The sequence below is a fragment of the Paenibacillus sp. JGP012 genome, assembly GCF_014203995.1.
GTDB classification, from domain to species: domain Bacteria; phylum Bacillota; class Bacilli; order Paenibacillales; family Paenibacillaceae; genus Paenibacillus; species Paenibacillus silvae.
The window spans coordinates 42094-60340 of sequence record NZ_JACHKG010000028.1 but is presented as its reverse complement, the minus strand read 5'-3'; the positions used below and the strand labels follow the sequence as shown (position 1 = coordinate 60340).

Sequence of the window (18247 nt, the reverse complement as noted above, 5' to 3'; positions counted from 1 at the left end):
AGCGTTGCTTCTATTAAGAATAAACCCAATCAGGAATTTCCGTTTTGGTGTAATTGTATGAAACGACTTTCCAACCAGAGCTATACCTGCTCACATTAACTTTGTATGAGTATATGTTAATGTATCTTCCGTACTTGTCTTTCTGTCCAGTGCTAACTGTAACTAATGCTTTATCAGTTCCAGAGTAAGCGATTGAAAGACCGTAGTGTAAGTTCTCTTTACCTTGCTTGAAATATTCCTTAGTATCTGAGTGTTTGCTAAATAAAGGTTCCACCAATTTGAAGGCTTGCTCATTATCCAGTGTTCCGAGATCGACAGTGATGTGTTCTGAACTAGCAACCAAATCAGTTGGATGCCAGACGATATGGTCTTGCTCAAAGAATGTTTCGTTGAACTCTCGGAACTGGACGTAAACTCGATTGTCAAACATTTTAACAAATTCCCCTAGCTTTACTTCCAACACTTTTCCATCTTTATTAACAATTGCGGTTTGAGTTTTCTGATTCCAAGTTGTTACTGCTCCGATCTGAGCACCCGCAGCTCTCAAAGGCATATATACTCGACCATCAACTAATTTACCATTGAGATGAACTGCCTCATTTGCATGAGCAGCTAATGGGATAAGTAGTAAAGCAGTTGATAGGAAGCCGGCAATAATTTTGTTCCTCATGTTGATTCTTCCTTTCGAAAATTGGTATATGTCATACTTACACTATCTTAAAATGCGATAATTATTATAGAGTATTATGGTGAAGACAGCAAAGACTTCTTTTCATCGCTCTGCGAGTTTGCTAATTTCGGTGGTGTTCAATTTAACCTATTGTATTACATCTTTCAGACAACTAGATCTCATGCAACTGCCCTGTTTCCTTGTGCCGCCAATGTATGAAAACCAATGACAATGCAATTAACGTGAGGATAATCCCAAGTACTCGAAATCCTTCGAAGCTGAAGTTATCTCCCATTACACTGCTAATCAGTAAAGAAGAGAGAATGGTTCCCAGGTATCTTGAGGTATTGAATATTCCAGATGCTACACCTATCATTTCTTTTGGTGAAATTCTGAATAAAGCCGCTTGCATAGCGACACTGTTCAACCCATTGCTGATACCGAATGCAGCTAAAGCCAGACACACACTGATAACCGGTGAAGTCTGATCCAGTGTCACGATCCACACGGACCCAAATGTCATCAGCATTCCGGACATAAGCAATGCTGGCCCGGGTCCTGATTTATCGATCCATCGTCCTGCCATTGGAGAAGCAACGAGCGAGCACAAGCCTAAGCTTAGCATGAGCATCCCTGTATGGAACTCGCTCACATGACGTACGATTTGCAAGTAGGACGGAAGCCCGAAAAAGAGAGAGTAAAAGAGCAAATTAACGACCATGAATTCGACATTGATCCAAGTCATTGCAGGATATTTAGCGAATGTGCGTAAAGGAATAAAGGGTGTCTTCGCTTTTAACTCATGTCGGACGAAAGCTCCCAGTCCAACGAAGCCAATTAGCCCGACAATAACGTTACTCAATGAAATTTGACCAGATGATTTTGCGGACAATAATGCAACGAGCAGAGCAACCAGACCCACGGTGAATAGCAGAACCCCTGAAGCATCAATCAAATCAAGCCATTTGCGTAAGGACATGTTGCGAGCAACGGATGTCGTAGACGGAACATCCTTAGGAATATGCCTCCAAGCTAATAAAAAGCTTGTTACCACGAAAGGAATATTAACCAAAAATATAGCAGGCCAGCCCCACCAGTGAATGATGACCCCGCCAATAAAGGGGCCAATCGCTGCAGCTCCGGATAGAAATATGGATAAAATAGACAGTGCAGCTGCCTGTTTTTCCGTAATATGAATTCGCACAATGGCCATTCCAACCGCAACCATCATGCTTGTTCCGATGGATTGCACAATGCGGAACACGATGAGCCATCCAAAGTTTGGGGATAGTGGGGCTAATAATGATGCAACGAAGGATACAACAAGCCCGCTAAGAAATATCCTCCTCCTACCGAATAAATCGCTGGCTTTTCCCATGATCGGTTGAGCGATAGCACTCGCAATGTAGAACGAAAAAATAATCCAGGATACCACTGTAAAGTCGAGATGGAACACATTTTGCAGCCTTGGAATAGCAACTGAAACCATTGAAGAATTCAATGGGTTCAATAGAATCCCTAGTCCAACGGAAATCATCAACCACCTACTGCGAATACTCATTTCAATCCCCCACTCTGCATATTAGTGACATCATCGTACTTGAAATCATTTATTTATTCCAATGCATTTTATGTTATGATTTCATTGACTCAAAGGAATGAGTGAGGGGTGTAAAATGGAACTTCTTCAACTGACATATTTTCTCGAGGTAGCTCGTTTGGAACATATGACCGAAGCAGCACGAAGTCTGCATGTCACCCAATCATCACTAAGCAAAACGATTGGACGCTTGGAGGAGGATTTGGGAGTCCCGTTATTCGATCGAATAGGGAGGAAACTGCGATTGAATGAGTATGGAAGCAGATTCTATCGCCGTGCAGAGAGGGCGTTATTTGAATTGGAACAAGGGAAGCAGGAGATTCGTGATTTATCCAGCCCAGAACATGACATACTCGAATTGGCGGTGACCACCGCAAGCACATTGCCGCAGATCCTTCGAGAGTTTCGGAACAAGCGACCCGATATCTTATTTCATGTGCAAATGCTCACCACGCAGGAAATGGTTACGCTTCTTCATAGAGGAGAGGTTGATTTTTGCTTGTCCTCACCTGCTATACGAGGGGAAGACATTGAAACTCAAATCATGTTCATCGACCCGATTCTTGTAGCTGTTCCAAAAGAGCATCGGCTTGCTGACCGAAACAGCATATCTTTGACTGAGCTAAGGGATGAATGTTTTGTTGGTGTGAAAAGAGGCTACGGTACTCGCGATCTGGTGGATTCAATATGCAAATCGGCTGGATTTATACCTACATATGTGTATGAAGGCGATGAACCTGCAAGGCTAAGTTCTCTAGTGGAGGCAGGAATCGGCATAGCCTTTATACCAAGTACTGCAAGGCATTCTTGGGAACATATCAAATATCTCAAAGTAGAGAATCATGAATTGGTACGGGAGATAGCATTGTTATGGCACAGGAGTCGCTACATTTCGCGGGCTGCTCTCGAATTCCGTGAGGTCGTTGTAAAATATTTCGAGGCGCTATCCAAACAGACACTTTAATTATTCGACAAGGAATACCATCTCTAAACCGTCTATTCCGCTAAGGAGAATACTTAATTTTTAGTACGGGAGGTTCAATACATGGAAAAAGTACTGCTTGATACGGATATTGGCGGAGATATTGATGATGCAATTTGTCTAGCATATTTATTAAAAGAGCCAGAGTGTAACTTAGTTGGCATTACAACGGTGTGTGGAGAACCGGAGAAGCGGGCGGCCGTTGCCAGTGCAATATGTAAAACGGTTAAGAGGAATATTCCAATTATTGCGGGGTTGGATACAACACTGCAGCCTGTCCCTGTATATCCAACTCCGGACGGGGCAAGAGCATTGTCAAACTGGGAACATGAGAAATATGAGAAATATGAGAAATCGGATGCGCCCGCATTTATGTATGAGATGATCCGGACTAATCCCCATGAGATTGTGTTACTTGGCATTGGAAACATGACCAATATTGCAACGCTGTTTAACACCTATTCCGACGCTCCGTCCCTGTTAAAAGGACTTTATATAATGAATGGATATTTTGGTCAAGAGGAATTGCCGGAAGCCTGTTACAATTGGAACTCATGGGCTGATCCGCTAGCATCCAAAATTGTTTTTGCTTCCCATGTGGCGATCAACCGGGCCATTACGCTTGAAATTACAGAGAGACTGACCTTAGATGCAGCCAAGGCGGGAGAACTTTTTCCTGCGAAATCCGATTTAATGAAATCGGTACTTGATTTTGGTGATTCTTGGCTTGAAAGTTCGAATAAGTTGACATTACATGACCCATTGGCAGCTGTTTGTATATTTTATCCTGATGTTTGTCAATTTGAAAAAGGCTTTGTCCGCGTTGAAACCGATGAGGAAATGTTTATGGGAGGTACTTCTTTTAGAGCAGCTCGGGATGGAAACGTGGAAATTTCTCGAGAAGTAGATAAGGAACGTTTTTATCATATCTTGTCATCCACATTAAACAGGTAAGTAGCCAGAAGGTGTGAACATGGCAAGTGATATCACAGTTAGCTCAATAAAACGAAGAAAGCAGCTGATCAACTATACCAGGCTTCGGGAAAACAACAACCGCTCAATTGGCCCATGAAATTCTAACGGATATGAACATTAAAACTCAGCTTTATTTGGAAGGGAACTTGGATCATCCTGTAAGGAACTAATTACAGAAAGATGGAAGCAGTTTTCTGCGTATGATTTAAACGTTTTCAAGCAAGTTGTAGTGAAGATTTTGACAGAACATTTTGGCTTAATCTAACTAACAAAATTGTCTTACTATTTAATGGTGGCTATAAGCAAACCCGTAAATCCTGTATAAGATTTTTATGAAGTTATATAAAAACAAACCGACTTTATTCCAATGTTAGTAGGATTTAAGGTCGGTTTGTTCGTTTTAGTGAAGAGACATTACTAATAATGTAATAAGATAACTCAATGTTTCATAGCGAAACATTGGTTTTAACAAATTTACTAATCCTAACTGTCAATAATGGTCTTAATATTTTTAATTGTTGCAAAGTGCATTGCTTCATGGTAAATCAGAAAACCCAGTAATTGTTCTACATTTGTAAAGATAAGTCCTTTAGAAGACTTGTAATGAGGATTGATTTCTTCTTTCAATTTGCTTGAAAGTACCGATTCGACCCTTTCAATTTGTTCATTTAACAAGTCGATGATTTGAGACAACGCTGGAGACTCTATATTCCAGTCAGACGGTTTAGTTCCTGGATCAAACAGCTTATTAAAATTAGCAGGATATTTGGTTTCTTCCCCAGTAAGCTGGAAAGCGAACTTTTCATGTATAACATACATATGGCCTAGATTCCATTTTATATTGTTTTTCAAACCTGTTGGAATGATTTCCGAGGCAGAGTCATTTATATTCCTCACATAATCAACTGCCTGACGGCGAACAAATCCCAATTGATCTGCCACAAAATTGCTCATGATATTGACCTCCCATAAAGCCGCTAATGAAATCGTCAAGAAAAATCACTTGTTCTTTGGGTAAAGAAATTCCGCCAGCTGTACTAAAAAACACTTTTGTGTCAGTGACCAGAGTTGCTTTGAGAAATATAAGTGGAGACTCGTTGTGACAGATTTGTCAACGTACGTTCAAAAAAGGATTCATCATTAAGTGCTCTACTCAGAATTAATCCCCCTTGAATACTGGAAATTGTTTCCTCTGAGATTTGGTCAGCAGTCTCTTTAGAGATACCTGTTTGAACTAGTGCCGCGCTTAAGGCTTCAATCCATCTTATAAAATATTGCCGAATTACAGCAGCGAACCGATCTCTTGTTTCGTCCAAAGAGAATGCACCAATAAGGCATATACGCCGGCCAGATTGAAAATAAGTATCGACCTCTTGCCACATATGATCAATGGCTGCCCGGGGTTCATTCTTTTCAAGCGGTTCAAAAATGTTTTTGATAAACCATTGATCAATATGTGCAAGAATTTCAGCAGCCATCTCATCTTTTCCACCCGGAAAGAAGTAATACAAGCTTCCTTTAGATAGACGCGTACGGGCTGTAATTTTACTTAAAGAAGCGCCCTCATAACCTAATTCACGAAATACCTCAGCAACGAGAGGGATGACATCAGACTTTTCAAAAACAGTGCGAGTCATAGGTTTAACTCACTTAGGCTTGGGTGTTCAGCGGGGCGCGTGCCGAGAGGCCAATGAAATTTTCGTTCCTCTTCCTTAATTGGCATATCATTAATCGAAGCAAATCTACGCTGCATCAAGCCATCGTCAGCGAATTCCCAATTCTCGTTTCCATATGATCTGAACCAATTGCCACTATCATCATGCCATTCATATGCGAATCTGACTGCAATACGGTTATCCGTAAATGACCAAAGTTCCTTGATCAGGCGGTAGTCCAGTTCTTTGGCCCATTTTCTAGTTAGTAAAGAGACAATTTCTTGGCGGCCTGTTATAAATTCGCTCCGATTTCTCCAATAGCAATCCTCAGTATATACAAGTGAGACGCGCTGAGGGTCTCGGCTATTCCAGCTGTCTTCTGCCAGACGAGTTTTTTGGATTGCTGTCTCTCGAGTGAATGGGGGAGTTAAATTATTCATTAAATTTTCCTCACTTTCTAAACTGTTTGTATTATTGTAAACCGATCGGTTTATAAATGCAAGTTTACATCCCAAATTCAATACCAATTTCGAATCGGTTCAGATTCATAACGTACCAAGCAGCCATCAATCTTATGAATCCTAGGCATAGTGGCACTTTTTGTGTATTACCAATGATCAAGAGGGTGTTCATTCTTCATACGCATATCTTAAGAAATAATGAGAAAGCAGGACGTCCTCCTCTAAAGGAGGCGTACTGCTTTTTCTCTCATTTTGTTTTTTTGCTAAAATCATCAGTGGAATTAAATTTAACCCTGCAAAAATTCGATCAATGCTGTATTAAATTGATCAGAATGGGTTGCATTAAATCCGTGTGGTCCACCTTCGACAACGACCAGACGGCTGCCAGGGATGGATTCATGAGTACGTTGTCCACTCACCTCCAAAGGCACGATGGCATCTGAATCGCCATGGATAACCAGTGTCGGAATGTTGAATTTCTCCAAATCCTGACGGAAATCCGTAAGAGCAAAGGCAGCAATACAATCCAATGTGCCTTTAGGTGATGCCAGAGCTGCAATATCACGGTTATAAATACGGAATGGTTCGCTCACAAGGTCTGTACGGTCTCCAGCAGCGAAAAAGTTGCTTGTAAAACCATCCAGGAATGCTAGCCGATCCGCTTTTACCCCGTTTTGAAATTCTGCAATCGTTGCATCATCCAATCCTCCTTGAGGATTGTCTTCGGTTATATAGAGATAGGGAGGAACCGCTCCCGCAAATACGGCTCTAGAAATGCGTTCTGTTCCGTAGGTTCCGACATAACGTGCAACTTCGCCGCCACCCATGGAGAATCCGACTAATGTGGCATCATGCAGATCAAGGTGCAAAATCAATTTATGCAAATCCGAAGCAAAGGAATCATAGTCATAACCATCCCAAGGTTGAGAAGACTGACCGAATCCACGACGGTCATATGTGATAACACGGTAGCCCGCTTCAATTAGGGCAGGAACTTGCTTTTCCCAGGATCGTCCACTCAAAGGCCAGCCATGAATCAAAATAATTGGTTTTCCCGCACCATGATCTTCATAATACAGTTCAATTGGTTGGTCATTCTCAGTGCCTACGTTTACTTTAGCCATGGAAAATACCTCCATCAGTTGTTATATTTTTGTTTATACAGAAGCTATTTGGCTCAGAAACATGAATGGGGGCTTGTTCATGAATCGCCTCACTTTCTATACCGTTTGTATTAGTATAAACCGATCGGTTTATAAATGCAAGTTCATATATTAGTCTAGGTTCTCAGCTAATCTCTCAACATATCAGATAGCTTTAGCTGATAAACGTGAAGTTCTAGTGGCTGACTATTCAGTTGAACTATATATTCAGCAATTGCTCCCGGGAATGGGGGAAGCAATCGCTATGTATATTAGCGGATATTTTTGTTTGTTGTCCGCCACATGTGTACAAAAAATAAAAAAGATGCTACATTGAAATCAGTATAACTCCTTCTATAACAAGGTTTTCCCGGGATAACAACACGTCTCCTGTACGAGGACAAACGTATATCGAGGAGGGAATAAAATGTCAAGTCAAGCATTGGACCAATTTTTAAATTCAAACATTGAAGATCTAAAGACCAAAGGTCTATATAACGTCATCGACACGCTGCAGGGTGCAAATGGTCCTGTTATTCGTATTGACGGACGGTCCCTGATCAATTTATCTTCTAATAACTATTTGGGCCTGGCAACAGATTACCGCCTGATTGATGCTTCAGTTAAGGCGGCGCAGACATACGGGGCAGGCGCAGGAGCTGTGAGAACAATTAATGGTACGATGGATCTTCATGTTGAGCTTGAAGAAAAACTTGCCCGTTTCAAAAAAACGGAAGCCGTTATCGTGTATCAATCGGGATTTAACTGCAATATGGCTGCTATATCCGCGGTAATGGACCAGCATGATGCGATTTTATCAGATGAGCTGAACCACGCTTCAATTATTGATGGCTGCCGCCTGTCGAGAGCCAAGGTGATCCGCTTTAAGCATTCGGATATGAATGATTTAAGACAGCAGGCGAAAGAGGCCAAGGAATCCGGTCAGTACCATAAAATTATGGTCATCACCGACGGGGTTTTCTCCATGGACGGTGATATAGCAAAGCTGCCCGAAATCGTGAAAATAGCTGAAGAATTCGATCTGATTACTTATGTGGATGATGCCCACGGTTCGGGCGTTCTCGGAGCAGGTGCGGGAACCGTGAAGCATTTTGGATTGTCCGACCGCATTGACTTTCAAATCGGTACTCTTTCCAAGGCGATCGGTGTTGTCGGCGGTTATGTCGCGGGTAAAAAACAACTAATTGAATGGTTGAAGCTAAGAAGCCGTCCATTTCTGTTCTCGACGTCGCTACCTCCGGCTGCAATTGCTTCTTGTAGCGCTTCTGTCGACATTTTGATGAATGACAAAGAGCTGATTGAGAAGCTGTGGGAGAACGGCAATCATTTGAAAAATGGCTTGAGCCGGCTTGGATACGATGTAGGCCAAAGCGAAACGCCGATCACCCCTTGTATTATTGGCGATGAAGTAACCACCCAACAGTTCAGCAAAAGGCTCTATGAAGAAGGCGTTTACGCCAAGGCAATCCTGTTTCCGACGGTCCCGAAAGGAACCGGAAGAATACGCAACATGCCGACAGCTGCCCATACCAAGGAGATGCTGGGTCAGGTGATCTCCGTTTATGAGAAAGTTGGCAAGGAAATGAAGCTGATTTAGCTGCATTCGCGGGAGTCTATTTCGGGAGGAATGTCTTATGAACAAGATTTTGGTGACCGGAGCACTGGGCCAAATCGGTTCTGAGTTAGTTGTTAAATTACGTGAAATTTATGGTGCGGATCACGTCGTTGCTACGGATCTCAGGTCATCGTCTCACGAAATTACCCGATCGGGGCCATTCGAGCTGCTGGACGTGACGAATGCTAAAGCGATGTTCGAAATCGCCAAGCGATACGAAGTGGATACCGTCATTCATTTGGCTGCGCTGCTGTCGGCTACCGCAGAGGAGAAACCGCTGCTTGCCTGGAACTTGAATATGGGCGGATTGATGAATGCACTTGAAATATCCAGGGAGCTCGGCTGCCAATTTTTCACTCCAAGCTCCATTGGAGCTTTTGGCCCTTCGACTCCGAAAGACAATACCCCGCAGGATACGATCCAGAGGCCCAATACGATGTACGGCGTGAATAAAGTGTCCGGCGAACTGCTTTGTGACTATTATTTTCACAAATACGGCGTGGATACAAGAGGGCTGCGATTCCCGGGTTTGATATCTTATATGACGCCTCCCGGCGGAGGAACGACGGATTACGCGGTGGAAATTTACTACGCAGCCGTGACGACTGGCCGATATACATCTTATATCGCCAAAGACTCGAACATGGACATGATGTATATGCCGGATGCCCTGAATGCTATCATCGATTTAATGGAAGCGGATTCATCTCGATTGATACACCGAAACTCATTTAATGTCACCGCAATGAGTGTGGATCCAGAGGCGATCGCTGCAGCGATTCGGGAAGAGATTCCCGGTTTTATCCTCGATTATGATGTTGATCCGAAGAGACAGGCAATTGCCGATAGCTGGCCGCATTCCATTGATGCGACGGCAGCAAAAACAGAATGGGGATTTCATGCCCGCTACGACTTGAAGGCCATGACGAAGGATATGCTTTCACAGCTAAGCGAGAGACAAATGCTTCGCAAGGCTTAAAGTTATGTTGGATTCGGTGTGCTAAGCGAGTAGATATACAAAAGAAGGTGCATCAAGAGGTTTAGCCTTATCCGGACCTTTTGTTGCAGCTTCTATTTTCATCCTCCAGCCCAGACACTGATTTAATCTATACCCTGGCGATCCTTAGCTTTATTTTGTATTGAATCTTGAAATTGCTCTATGATTAAAGTCGATAGGGATAAATTATCCGAGATGGAATAGGCGTTGTCGAGGGACAAGAACCTGTACCGATTACCGGAATGGACAAGAACATAATCCGATTCCCGAAGTAGTCTCCGGTATAATCCATACCTTTCTCCAATAGATTTACGGAATACTCAGAAATTGTCCGGGTAAAATGGAACGGATAAGATGATGTATTAGAAATATCGGAATTTTTGGATATTAAAGCTACCTTATTGCCTGTGTGTTACCAAGGCACAATTCCATTTTCATCAAAAAAGCTACCGGTTGGACCATCATTATTGATTGTGGCGAGCTTAACTACACTGGAAGCTGCTTGTTCGACTGTACGATAGCCACTATTACCATTTAAATCGGTAGCTGTAAATCCAGGACAAACCGAGTTGATTTTAATAGGAGTATCTCTTAATTCTTTAGCAAAGAAAACAGTTAAAGCATTACAGCCGTTTTGGAACTATTGTAGGCGAGCGAATTCACATTATAAAATTCCGACGTTGGGTCTGAATTCAAAGTCAAGGAACCTAATGCGCTGGAAAGATTTACGATTCTTCCGGCAGAAGATTTTTGGAGCAATGGAAGTAATGCTTTAGTGACAGAAAATACGCCGAAAACGTTTGTCTCATAAGTATTCTTGAGAACGGAGCTGGGTTTTGTGACATCAAGAACCACCGTTTTAGCGTTAATGTTCTCCGGTTCCAAGTGTGTTACGGCCTCATGACCTTTTTCTTCGCTTCTTGCTCCTATTAAAATCTCATACCCCATGTTTCCCAATTGTCTTGCTGTCTCAAAACCAATACCCTTATTGCCACCTGTAATTAATACGATCTTGGATTTATTCATAAAATTGCCTCGCTAATCTGTTTTCTAAAACCTGTACCTACGAAAATGTATTTAATTCTTATAGTTGTGACTGCCATTCAGATTCTCTCATTGTAACCGTGATATATCTCCTTTCATTTCTGATATAGTTAATATAGTGGAAATGATTGATACTTATAAGTACGCACATTTTTGTAACTTAATGAATGGAGTGGCAATATGGGATATGGATTAAAAAATTATGGCGATTGCAGTGAAGAGGTTATAAAGGCCTGTCCTGTTGAAATGGTTTTACATATGATAGGAGGAAAATGGAAGGGAATCATTATCGACATTTTATCCGAAAAATCGGTCAGATTTAATGAACTTAAACGATTAATACCAGGGATTACACAACGGATGTTGACTTTACAACTCAGGGAACTCGAGGCGGATGGGATTGTGAAGAGGGTAGTAGATGACACTTTGTCACCCAAGCTTCCTCGTTTTTCTACTTTTTGACCCCCACCTTCAGTTGTGAACAGTTTCGAATCCCCTTGCGCTCAGCAACCACCTTTTGACTTGAAGAACCTTCGACATATGATTTAACTGCATTTAATTTGAATTCTTTGGTATACGTCTGAAATGATTGCTCTTTTTTCGCCATAAAAATATCCCCTCGAAGTGTCACTTGAACCCCCATGATAACATCATATTTTTTTAAGTGTCTACTTAAAGGGGATAATACCACAAAGATGTAGTAGGAGCTTTTTGTTGTATGAAAAAAAGTGAATGCAATTGGGGCAGGAGTAAGTATGGGCGAAGTTATTGATACAGCTAACTACTCCACCAGTTTTTCAGACCTCTGCGACATATCCTGTAAAACGCGGGCCACCCGACTTTTTCTGCCTTTTGCTTTTCTCTGTATTCTTGCGAGTGACTTTTTATACGCTTCCACATCTGTTGGAAGCACGAAGTGTTTGGCGGCAATCCGTAATGTTTTTTTTAACAATCGTGCGGAAGAACGTGTTTTTCTGGACCGCAAGCCTCTGCGCAAGATTCGCAGCGTTTTTTTGTAGGTTTCGAGGTCAGCTGATGGTGGTACAACGCAGAATAAATTGAGTGCGGAATCATTGAATCCATAGGTTTCAAGCATGATTTTCAGATTCTCTGTATTGAGCACTTCCCCTCGGAAATGAGTGGGATGTTCCTGATGATAACCTACGACCTCTTTCATACAGTAGAAGGGCACTTTCAAACGATGCAGCCTGTAGCCCAGATCCCAGTCTTCAAGCCCATAGAGTACAAACCGTTCATTGAAACCTCCAACTCGATTCAGAAGGCTTCGGCGAATGGAAACACACCGCGTGACGAGCAGCATCCATGAAGCCACATCGGTGCTGGCAAATTGTTTGATAACACCAGGCGGTATTTTGGTTGGGAAAATCACTTTGGACAATGTATCTGTCTGATGAATGATATCCTCCGGTGTGACCAGTGGGACGATTTCATTCGCTGCATCAAATTCGGAACGCCATAAGTTTGAAGGGGTGAGGATTGAACGGCAATGATCTTTTTCCGATGGCGAGAAATCTGGATAGTAGTGGGTATAAGCATCCGCAAAAGAATGTGGAAAACCCGAAACGACGGCTCTGGGATTTTTACGATGATATTGACGCACGGTTCGGATAAATTCGGGTAATGCTAGAAAGTCAGCATCACAGAAGATAACATATAGCCCTTTGGCATGCTGAAGTCCCAAATTCCGGATTGCTGATCTGCCACGTTGCTCCGTCTGCGATACGTAGGTCAAAGAATATGAAGACTGGAATGCCTGGATCTGTTCTTTCGTTCCATCAGTGGAACCGTCATCAGCTACGATGACTTCGAAAAGGTGCTTCGGATAGGTTTGTGTCTCAAGGGCTGCCAGTGTAAGCGATAACTGATGGGCCCGATTATAGGTTGGAATAATGACGCTGTAGCGAATTGCCATTCCTGTTTCCTCCTTCACGTTGTTGGACGCTCCTTATGAAATAGATCGAACACGTTCAAGTAAGAAGTGATATTAGTTTATTCCATATATGTAGCAGCGACTGGTCAAACACCCTATGATTTCGGAAACGGGCTCGACCGATCTCCTTCTTTTGCTCACCGTTCAATCTGGAAAGGTGATCCTGATCTCTTGCATGGATGTGCAAATCCTGTGCTGCGCAAGGAAATATCAAATTTTGGATATATAGGGCAATAATGAAGGATATCCATTACAGCGAGCAAACGGTAACTTTATGAGGAGCGATGACAAAGTTGCTTTTCAATGATACGAATTAAATGGGGCGACGTGAGGCGATGAAACGGTCATGGAGTAAAAGACTGACAATTGGAATCTGCCTGATGATGGGCTGTTTTAGAATGAATTCCATTTTGATTCATCGGAAAAATAAGTCATAAGTCCAACTCCATTTTAATTCCGTGGAACAATTCAAAAAAACGGCCACAGTTCGCATCGGTTGCGACAGGGCCGTATTTTGTTTTTCGTAGGCTAGCTTCAAATTGCTATTCATTCTTGCCAAACACTCATAGGGTCCCATGGCTTGTTTTGATTACCATATTTTCCGGCCAGAAAAGCTTTCATATCTTCCAGCTTAGCAGGCACCTCGTTCCAAATTGGAAGGGGTGGTAACCCTCGTTTGCTTTTCAATAGGATGTCCACTGTAACATACAAGCGTTCTGGCTGAATCCAATGAAGGAAGCGGGAAATATCAATTTGCTTGGTCAGGGACAAGGCATCAATTTCGTCATTGTAATGCTTGTTGAACTCGCTGATCAGGTTCAGAAGGTAGTCTCTCTGCTCCTTCACGAAGTCCAGACCGCAGATGGCGCCATGTCCTGGAACAACGATTTCGGGTTTGATTGCATCAATAATGCGGTCAAGCACTTTAACCCAATTGAGGGTTCCCTCTTCGCTGTATGCCGTACAACCGTTAAACACAACATCGCCGGCGAACAGCACTTTTTCTTTTGGCATCCACAGCAGCAAGTCACTGTCGGAGTGGGCCGGAGCAACGTTGTAAATCATGACTTCCGTATCGCCAAGACGGATATTAATATCGTCCTTTATCTCAATATTCGGGAGCACCCATTCTACGCCTGCCAGGTCGAAACCTTCAAATTCCGCTGCAAAAAACCGCTCGCCCGAAGTCGATTCGGGAGAATCCTTTCCTCTTCTGATGACGCTGTCCATCCATGCGATATTTTCGGTAAGACGCTCTCTGGACGCTTCCTTGTGCATAATAATGCAAGCATCTTCAAACACTTTGTTTCCCCAGGCATGGTCGCTATTATAGTGCGAGTTCACCACATATGCGGGAGAGCCGCCGTTGCTTACTTCCTTAAAAGTCTCCCGCATTTCCCGCGCATGGAACAAATCGAAGAACGTGTCATACACTAGCCCTTCACCCTTGTTGATGAACCCCGCATTGGCCCAACTGATGCCGCGATACGGCGAAATACCGGCAAAGACGCCATCTGCAACTTCAAAAAATTTAACGCGAGGTTTTTGAATAATACGTCCATACTTCATAAAAATTCTCCTTCGTGTATATGTTTTTTTGGTAAGTCATACTGACTATGTCCTCATTATAGAAAATGGAAAACAAGAATGCAAGCATGTACTTGCATGCATTGATTCCATACTGTATGCTACTAACAGAACAACATCACACTACATGGATGGAGGCGCTGCAACATGAAACTAGTAACCTTTCAAACCAATACATCCCAGGAACCTTTGTTTGGACTTGTAATTAATGAGAAATTTGTCATGTCTTTTGCGGCAATTATGAAAAAACATGGAACGTTCTTTGACAATCTTGAAAGTATGAACGACTATCTTCATCATTTGCCGGCTAGCTATGATGCCGCTAAGGAATTATTGCAATATGTTATCGGACAGTCCCATCAATTCAATGAACATGAAATCTGCCCGATTGCAGCGGTAAAACTGCTGCCGCCAGTTCCGAATCCGGCTGCACTTATTGATTTTGGACTGACGCCAAGACATCTGAGAAATGCTGGTGTAAATCTGCTGCAAAGAGAATATACAGGGCCGGAAAGAGAAGAGCTCAAACAAAAAATCGCCGAAAAATTCCAGCAAGATCCGAATAAAGTGAATTTCAGTTATTACAAGTGTAACCATAATGCTGTAATTGGCGATGGGGATACGATTCATTGGCCATCATACTCTTCATACCTGGATATCGAGCCGGAGCTGGCCTTTGTTACAGGAAAGGGGAACTGCATTGCGGGTTATGTTATTTTTAACGACAGTACGGTCCGCGACGTGCAGTGGCCGGATTTCCAGGCCCTGACAGGGCCGACGCGCTGCAAAGATTTTGATCACAGCAAAGGAATAGGACCATTTCTCGTTACACCGGATGAAATCGAGAACCCGCTGGCACTCAATGTGGATGTACGCATCGGGGAAAGACTGCATTGGAAGGGAAGCACGTCCGAGTATTCTGCACACTCTGCAGAAGTGATGGAGGAGGTTCTCAAAGTTTTCACACCGCTCCCAGGCACAATTATAGGAATGGGGACGATACCGGATTGCTGCGCAATCGAGACCGAACAATGGCTGTTGCCCTCTGACCGAATCCAGATTACATTCGATAAATTAGGCACGCTCACGCAATTGGTGCCTGATCATGTCAAGATTACAGAACCAAGCCGCTGGGAAAAAAGAAGCGATTTGCCTTAAATAAATGTTTATGAAAATGAACCCCGACCCTGCTTCACATGCAATACTTGTAGTAGAATAGGTTTAACATATTCAAAAGGAGAAATACAATGCAGACTTCAGACAGAATCATTGAAGCCGCAACACGGCTCATCAAAAAGCAGGGCTATCGGGGAGTAAGCACCAAAGCTATTGCAACGGAAGCTAAAGTCAATGAATCTACGATTTTCCGGCAATTTGGAAGCAAACAAGGCATATTGGAAGCCATCATTGAGAGACACTCGGATATCCCACAATTTGAGAAGCTGTTAAAAGAGGACGCAACCGATAATCCGGAAATCGATCTGCTGAATGTAAGCCAGCAGTATCGCTTGTTTTTCCATAAACATGCGGACATTATTTTGATTGGTATCCGCGACACAGGATTGCTTCCTGAATTGGATAGGGTGTTAGCCGATCCTCCGGTAAAACTGCATTCCTTGCTCGCTGAATATTTTGAACGCTTGCAGAAGAAAAAAATTATAGCTAGACAGGATGAACGTCTTACCGCCATGTCTTTTCTCTCAATGTGCTACGGATTTCAGATGAGCGAGCTGATTCACCGGCAATATCAGTCCGAACTCGTGACCGAGGAAGAGTTCTATAAACACAGTGTCTCATTGTTTGTAAAAGGGATCTTGTTTCAATCATGAGCTGAGGATCGAATACACTCCCTGATCACCTGACCCCTTAGAGCTATAATCCTCGTTTGACGTGGTAATTAGTTTCATATACCGTGATATGGAGCTAGACTGAGAATTATCATAAAAAATTGCTTAAGGAAAAAACATAATCCGAAAAAAGTCGCTAAATTAGCGATTTTTTCGGTATACACATCACTATTTTCAAAAAAAGGGAAATGCTCATTACATATTTAGTGTCTTCTTTCGCTATAATTCATAATTGGGCATTCCACGAATCATACGATTGAGCCAATTCATAGGCAGAGCCCATGCTGTTACCTGAAATGCAAGCGGCGTCAGATGAATACCTGTTACCAGAAATGATGGATATAGGATCAGGCTCATTCTGGCACCAACCCTTGTACCGATTGGTAAGATTATCTAAATGGAAAAGGGATTACAGCTGTCATTGTGTTAGGAATAATTACCATTTGCTAATGGAGTGAGAGACTGGATTAGATAGGCATTTGTTCAACATGTAGATATTAAAAGAAAGCTTTACCTTGCACCAACTGGGACAAGACGGTATACCCAGTGTGAAAGAGCTTGCAAAAGAAATGGGGTACTCCACCAATTATTTAAGTGATCTCTTAAAGAAAGAAACAGGAAAATATACACAAGAACACATTCATTTTCAGATCATCCATCACGCCAAAAACTTGCTGTCCGGTACTTCAGAACCGATCTCCAGTATTGCTTATAAGCTTGGTTTCGAATAACCGGCCAATTTCCCCCAATTTTTTAAAACCACGAACTGGAATGTCGCCGAATCAATTTAGAAAATATTAGAGCTGACAGAACCATACAGCAAAAGACCCCTATGATCGCTTATGGGAGTTTTGTTTTGATGAAATACACTTATTTGTCGAAAGACAAGAACGTGGTCTCATTGAAGTCGCTATTTTAGCGGCTTTTTATTTTATTGGAACTAGGGAGAGTAAAAAATGAAATAATAATTGCATCTCGATCGTGTATGCGATATATTGCATATAACAATAATTGTAATGAGGATGGAAAACCATGCCAATTCCTAAAGATTTTTCCTTACCCGTTCGTATGTCCGCAAAAGAAAGAGCGTTTTCTCAGATTCAGCGATGGATTATTGATGGAACACTGCAACCAGGTGAAAAGCTTATTGATGCGGAAATGGCTGAATCGCTTGGAGTCAGCCGGACACCAATACGGGAGGCACTTCAGTTACTCGAAGTTCAAGGTCTCGTTTCTATGCATCCAGGAAAAGAAACAAAAGTAACGAATATTGAGAAAAACGATATTTTTAAGATGTATTCAACCATGGCTGCTCTTCAGGCCTTGGCTGCTGAAATTACCGCTAAAATGATTGTTCCAGAACAGATCGAGAAACTAAGATCTATTAATTTGGAATTTGCAACTTCCATTAAGAATGGGCAAGTGTATCAGGCCATGGAGGTGGATGAGCTATTTCATAATTATATTGTGGAGCTCTCAGATAATCCTTATGTGGCCACATTTAATGCCTCTCTCCAGATTCACATTAGGCGATTTAAATATGTGTTTTTAAAACAACCTATTACGGCTACGCTAGCTTCAGTCGAAGAGCATGATTTGATTATTAAAGCTTTTGAAGGCAAAAATAGTGAGGATGCTCACGTGCTAATGAAACAAAATTTTATCAGGCCGATGCAGGAACTGAACGAAATACTTTGAAA

The 18247-nt window shown here is 42.4% G+C and carries 18 protein-coding genes and 1 pseudogene; 9 read left to right on the top strand and 10 right to left on the bottom strand.

Going from position 1 to position 18247, the window contains the following annotated elements:
• Positions 1-13: 13 nt before the first annotated feature.
• Both HNR77_RS24150 and HNR77_RS24145 read right to left on the bottom strand, forming a co-directional pair.
• Positions 14-670 carry a stalk domain-containing protein gene (locus HNR77_RS24150; protein WP_184189985.1) on the bottom strand — a complete coding sequence of 219 codons (657 nt, stop codon included), beginning with the start codon at positions 668-670 and terminating at the stop codon, positions 14-16.
• A gap of 172 nt (positions 671-842) precedes the next feature.
• Positions 843-2231 (bottom strand): MFS transporter, encoded by a 1389-nt coding sequence (locus HNR77_RS24145; RefSeq protein ID WP_184189983.1) that lies wholly within the window; start codon positions 2229-2231, stop codon positions 843-845.
• 115 nt (positions 2232-2346) lie between these two features.
• Here HNR77_RS24145 and HNR77_RS24140 point away from each other — a divergent pair, with 115 nt between their 5' ends.
• Together HNR77_RS24140 and HNR77_RS24135 are read left to right on the top strand one after the other, a co-directional pair.
• Positions 2347-3234, top strand: a complete 888-nt coding sequence (locus HNR77_RS24140) for a LysR family transcriptional regulator (protein ID WP_184189981.1) — start codon at positions 2347-2349, stop codon at positions 3232-3234.
• Positions 3235-3315: 81 nt separating this feature from the next.
• The gene (locus HNR77_RS24135; protein WP_184189980.1) at positions 3316-4206 is read left to right on the top strand and encodes a nucleoside hydrolase; all 891 of its coding nucleotides are present in this window, start codon (positions 3316-3318) and stop codon (positions 4204-4206) included.
• Between the two features lie 504 nt (positions 4207-4710).
• On the opposite strand, the gene HNR77_RS24130 is transcribed toward HNR77_RS24135, so the two are convergent.
• The 4 genes from HNR77_RS24130 to HNR77_RS24115 all read right to left on the bottom strand — a co-directional run bounded on the left by HNR77_RS24130 (position 4711) and on the right by HNR77_RS24115 (position 7467).
• Entirely contained in the window at positions 4711-5181 is a 471-nt protein-coding gene (locus HNR77_RS24130) for a DinB family protein (protein WP_184189978.1), read from the bottom strand.
• Between the two features lie 101 nt (positions 5182-5282).
• A complete protein-coding gene (locus tag HNR77_RS24125; RefSeq protein WP_184189976.1) occupies positions 5283-5864 on the bottom strand; it encodes a TetR/AcrR family transcriptional regulator in 582 nt (193 codons plus the stop codon).
• Positions 5861-6322 carry a nuclear transport factor 2 family protein gene (locus HNR77_RS24120; RefSeq protein WP_184189974.1) on the bottom strand — a complete coding sequence of 154 codons (462 nt, stop codon included), beginning with the start codon at positions 6320-6322 and terminating at the stop codon, positions 5861-5863. The genes HNR77_RS24125 and HNR77_RS24120 overlap by 4 nt, the downstream gene beginning before the upstream one ends.
• Before the next feature lie 308 nt (positions 6323-6630).
• Positions 6631-7467, bottom strand: a complete 837-nt coding sequence (locus HNR77_RS24115) for an alpha/beta fold hydrolase (protein ID WP_184189972.1) — start codon at positions 7465-7467, stop codon at positions 6631-6633.
• 445 nt (positions 7468-7912) lie between these two features.
• On the opposite strand from HNR77_RS24115, the gene HNR77_RS24110 reads away from it, so the two are divergent.
• Together HNR77_RS24110 and HNR77_RS24105 are read left to right on the top strand one after the other, a co-directional pair.
• Positions 7913-9103 (top strand): glycine C-acetyltransferase, encoded by a 1191-nt coding sequence (locus tag HNR77_RS24110; RefSeq protein WP_184189970.1) that lies wholly within the window; start codon positions 7913-7915, stop codon positions 9101-9103.
• A 37-nt stretch (positions 9104-9140) separates the two neighbouring features.
• Entirely contained in the window at positions 9141-10100 is a 960-nt protein-coding gene (locus HNR77_RS24105; RefSeq protein ID WP_184189968.1) for an L-threonine 3-dehydrogenase, read from the top strand.
• Between the two features lie 430 nt (positions 10101-10530).
• On the opposite strand, the pseudogene HNR77_RS24100 reads toward HNR77_RS24105, so the two are convergent.
• Positions 10531-11144 (bottom strand): annotated as a pseudogene (locus HNR77_RS24100) (SDR family NAD(P)-dependent oxidoreductase).
• A 198-nt stretch (positions 11145-11342) separates the two neighbouring features.
• Between HNR77_RS24100 and HNR77_RS24095 the strand changes: the two are divergent.
• Positions 11343-11624, top strand: coding sequence for a winged helix-turn-helix transcriptional regulator (locus tag HNR77_RS24095; protein ID WP_184189966.1), 282 nt, complete (start codon positions 11343-11345; stop codon positions 11622-11624).
• Here HNR77_RS24095 and HNR77_RS24090 read toward each other — a convergent pair.
• From HNR77_RS24090 to HNR77_RS24080, 3 genes are all read right to left on the bottom strand, one after another.
• Positions 11614-11769 (bottom strand): transposase, encoded by a 156-nt coding sequence (locus HNR77_RS24090; protein WP_184189964.1) that lies wholly within the window; start codon positions 11767-11769, stop codon positions 11614-11616. The genes HNR77_RS24095 and HNR77_RS24090 overlap by 11 nt on opposite strands.
• Before the next feature lie 174 nt (positions 11770-11943).
• On the bottom strand, positions 11944-13095 hold the full coding sequence (locus HNR77_RS24085; RefSeq protein WP_184189962.1) for a glycosyltransferase family 2 protein: 1152 nt from the start codon (positions 13093-13095) through the stop codon (positions 11944-11946).
• A 564-nt stretch (positions 13096-13659) separates the two neighbouring features.
• Positions 13660-14682: an MBL fold metallo-hydrolase gene (locus HNR77_RS24080; RefSeq protein ID WP_184189960.1), complete on the bottom strand. Its 1023-nt coding sequence runs from the start codon at positions 14680-14682 to the stop codon at positions 13660-13662.
• Between the two features lie 165 nt (positions 14683-14847).
• Between HNR77_RS24080 and HNR77_RS24075 the strand changes: the two genes are divergently transcribed.
• The 4 genes from HNR77_RS24075 (at position 14848) to HNR77_RS24060 (ending at position 18245) form a co-directional block, all read left to right on the top strand.
• Positions 14848-15858 (top strand): fumarylacetoacetate hydrolase family protein, encoded by a 1011-nt coding sequence (locus HNR77_RS24075; RefSeq protein ID WP_184189959.1) that lies wholly within the window; start codon positions 14848-14850, stop codon positions 15856-15858.
• 89 nt (positions 15859-15947) lie between these two features.
• Positions 15948-16529: a TetR/AcrR family transcriptional regulator gene (locus HNR77_RS24070; RefSeq protein WP_184189957.1), complete on the top strand. Its 582-nt coding sequence runs from the start codon at positions 15948-15950 to the stop codon at positions 16527-16529.
• A 533-nt stretch (positions 16530-17062) separates the two neighbouring features.
• A complete protein-coding gene (locus HNR77_RS24065) occupies positions 17063-17278 on the top strand; it encodes a helix-turn-helix domain-containing protein (RefSeq protein ID WP_184189955.1) in 216 nt (71 codons plus the stop codon).
• 301 nt (positions 17279-17579) lie between these two features.
• Complete coding sequence (locus tag HNR77_RS24060) at positions 17580-18245, top strand: GntR family transcriptional regulator (RefSeq protein ID WP_184189953.1); 666 nt, start codon at positions 17580-17582, stop codon at positions 18243-18245.
• Positions 18246-18247 lie beyond the last annotated feature (2 nt).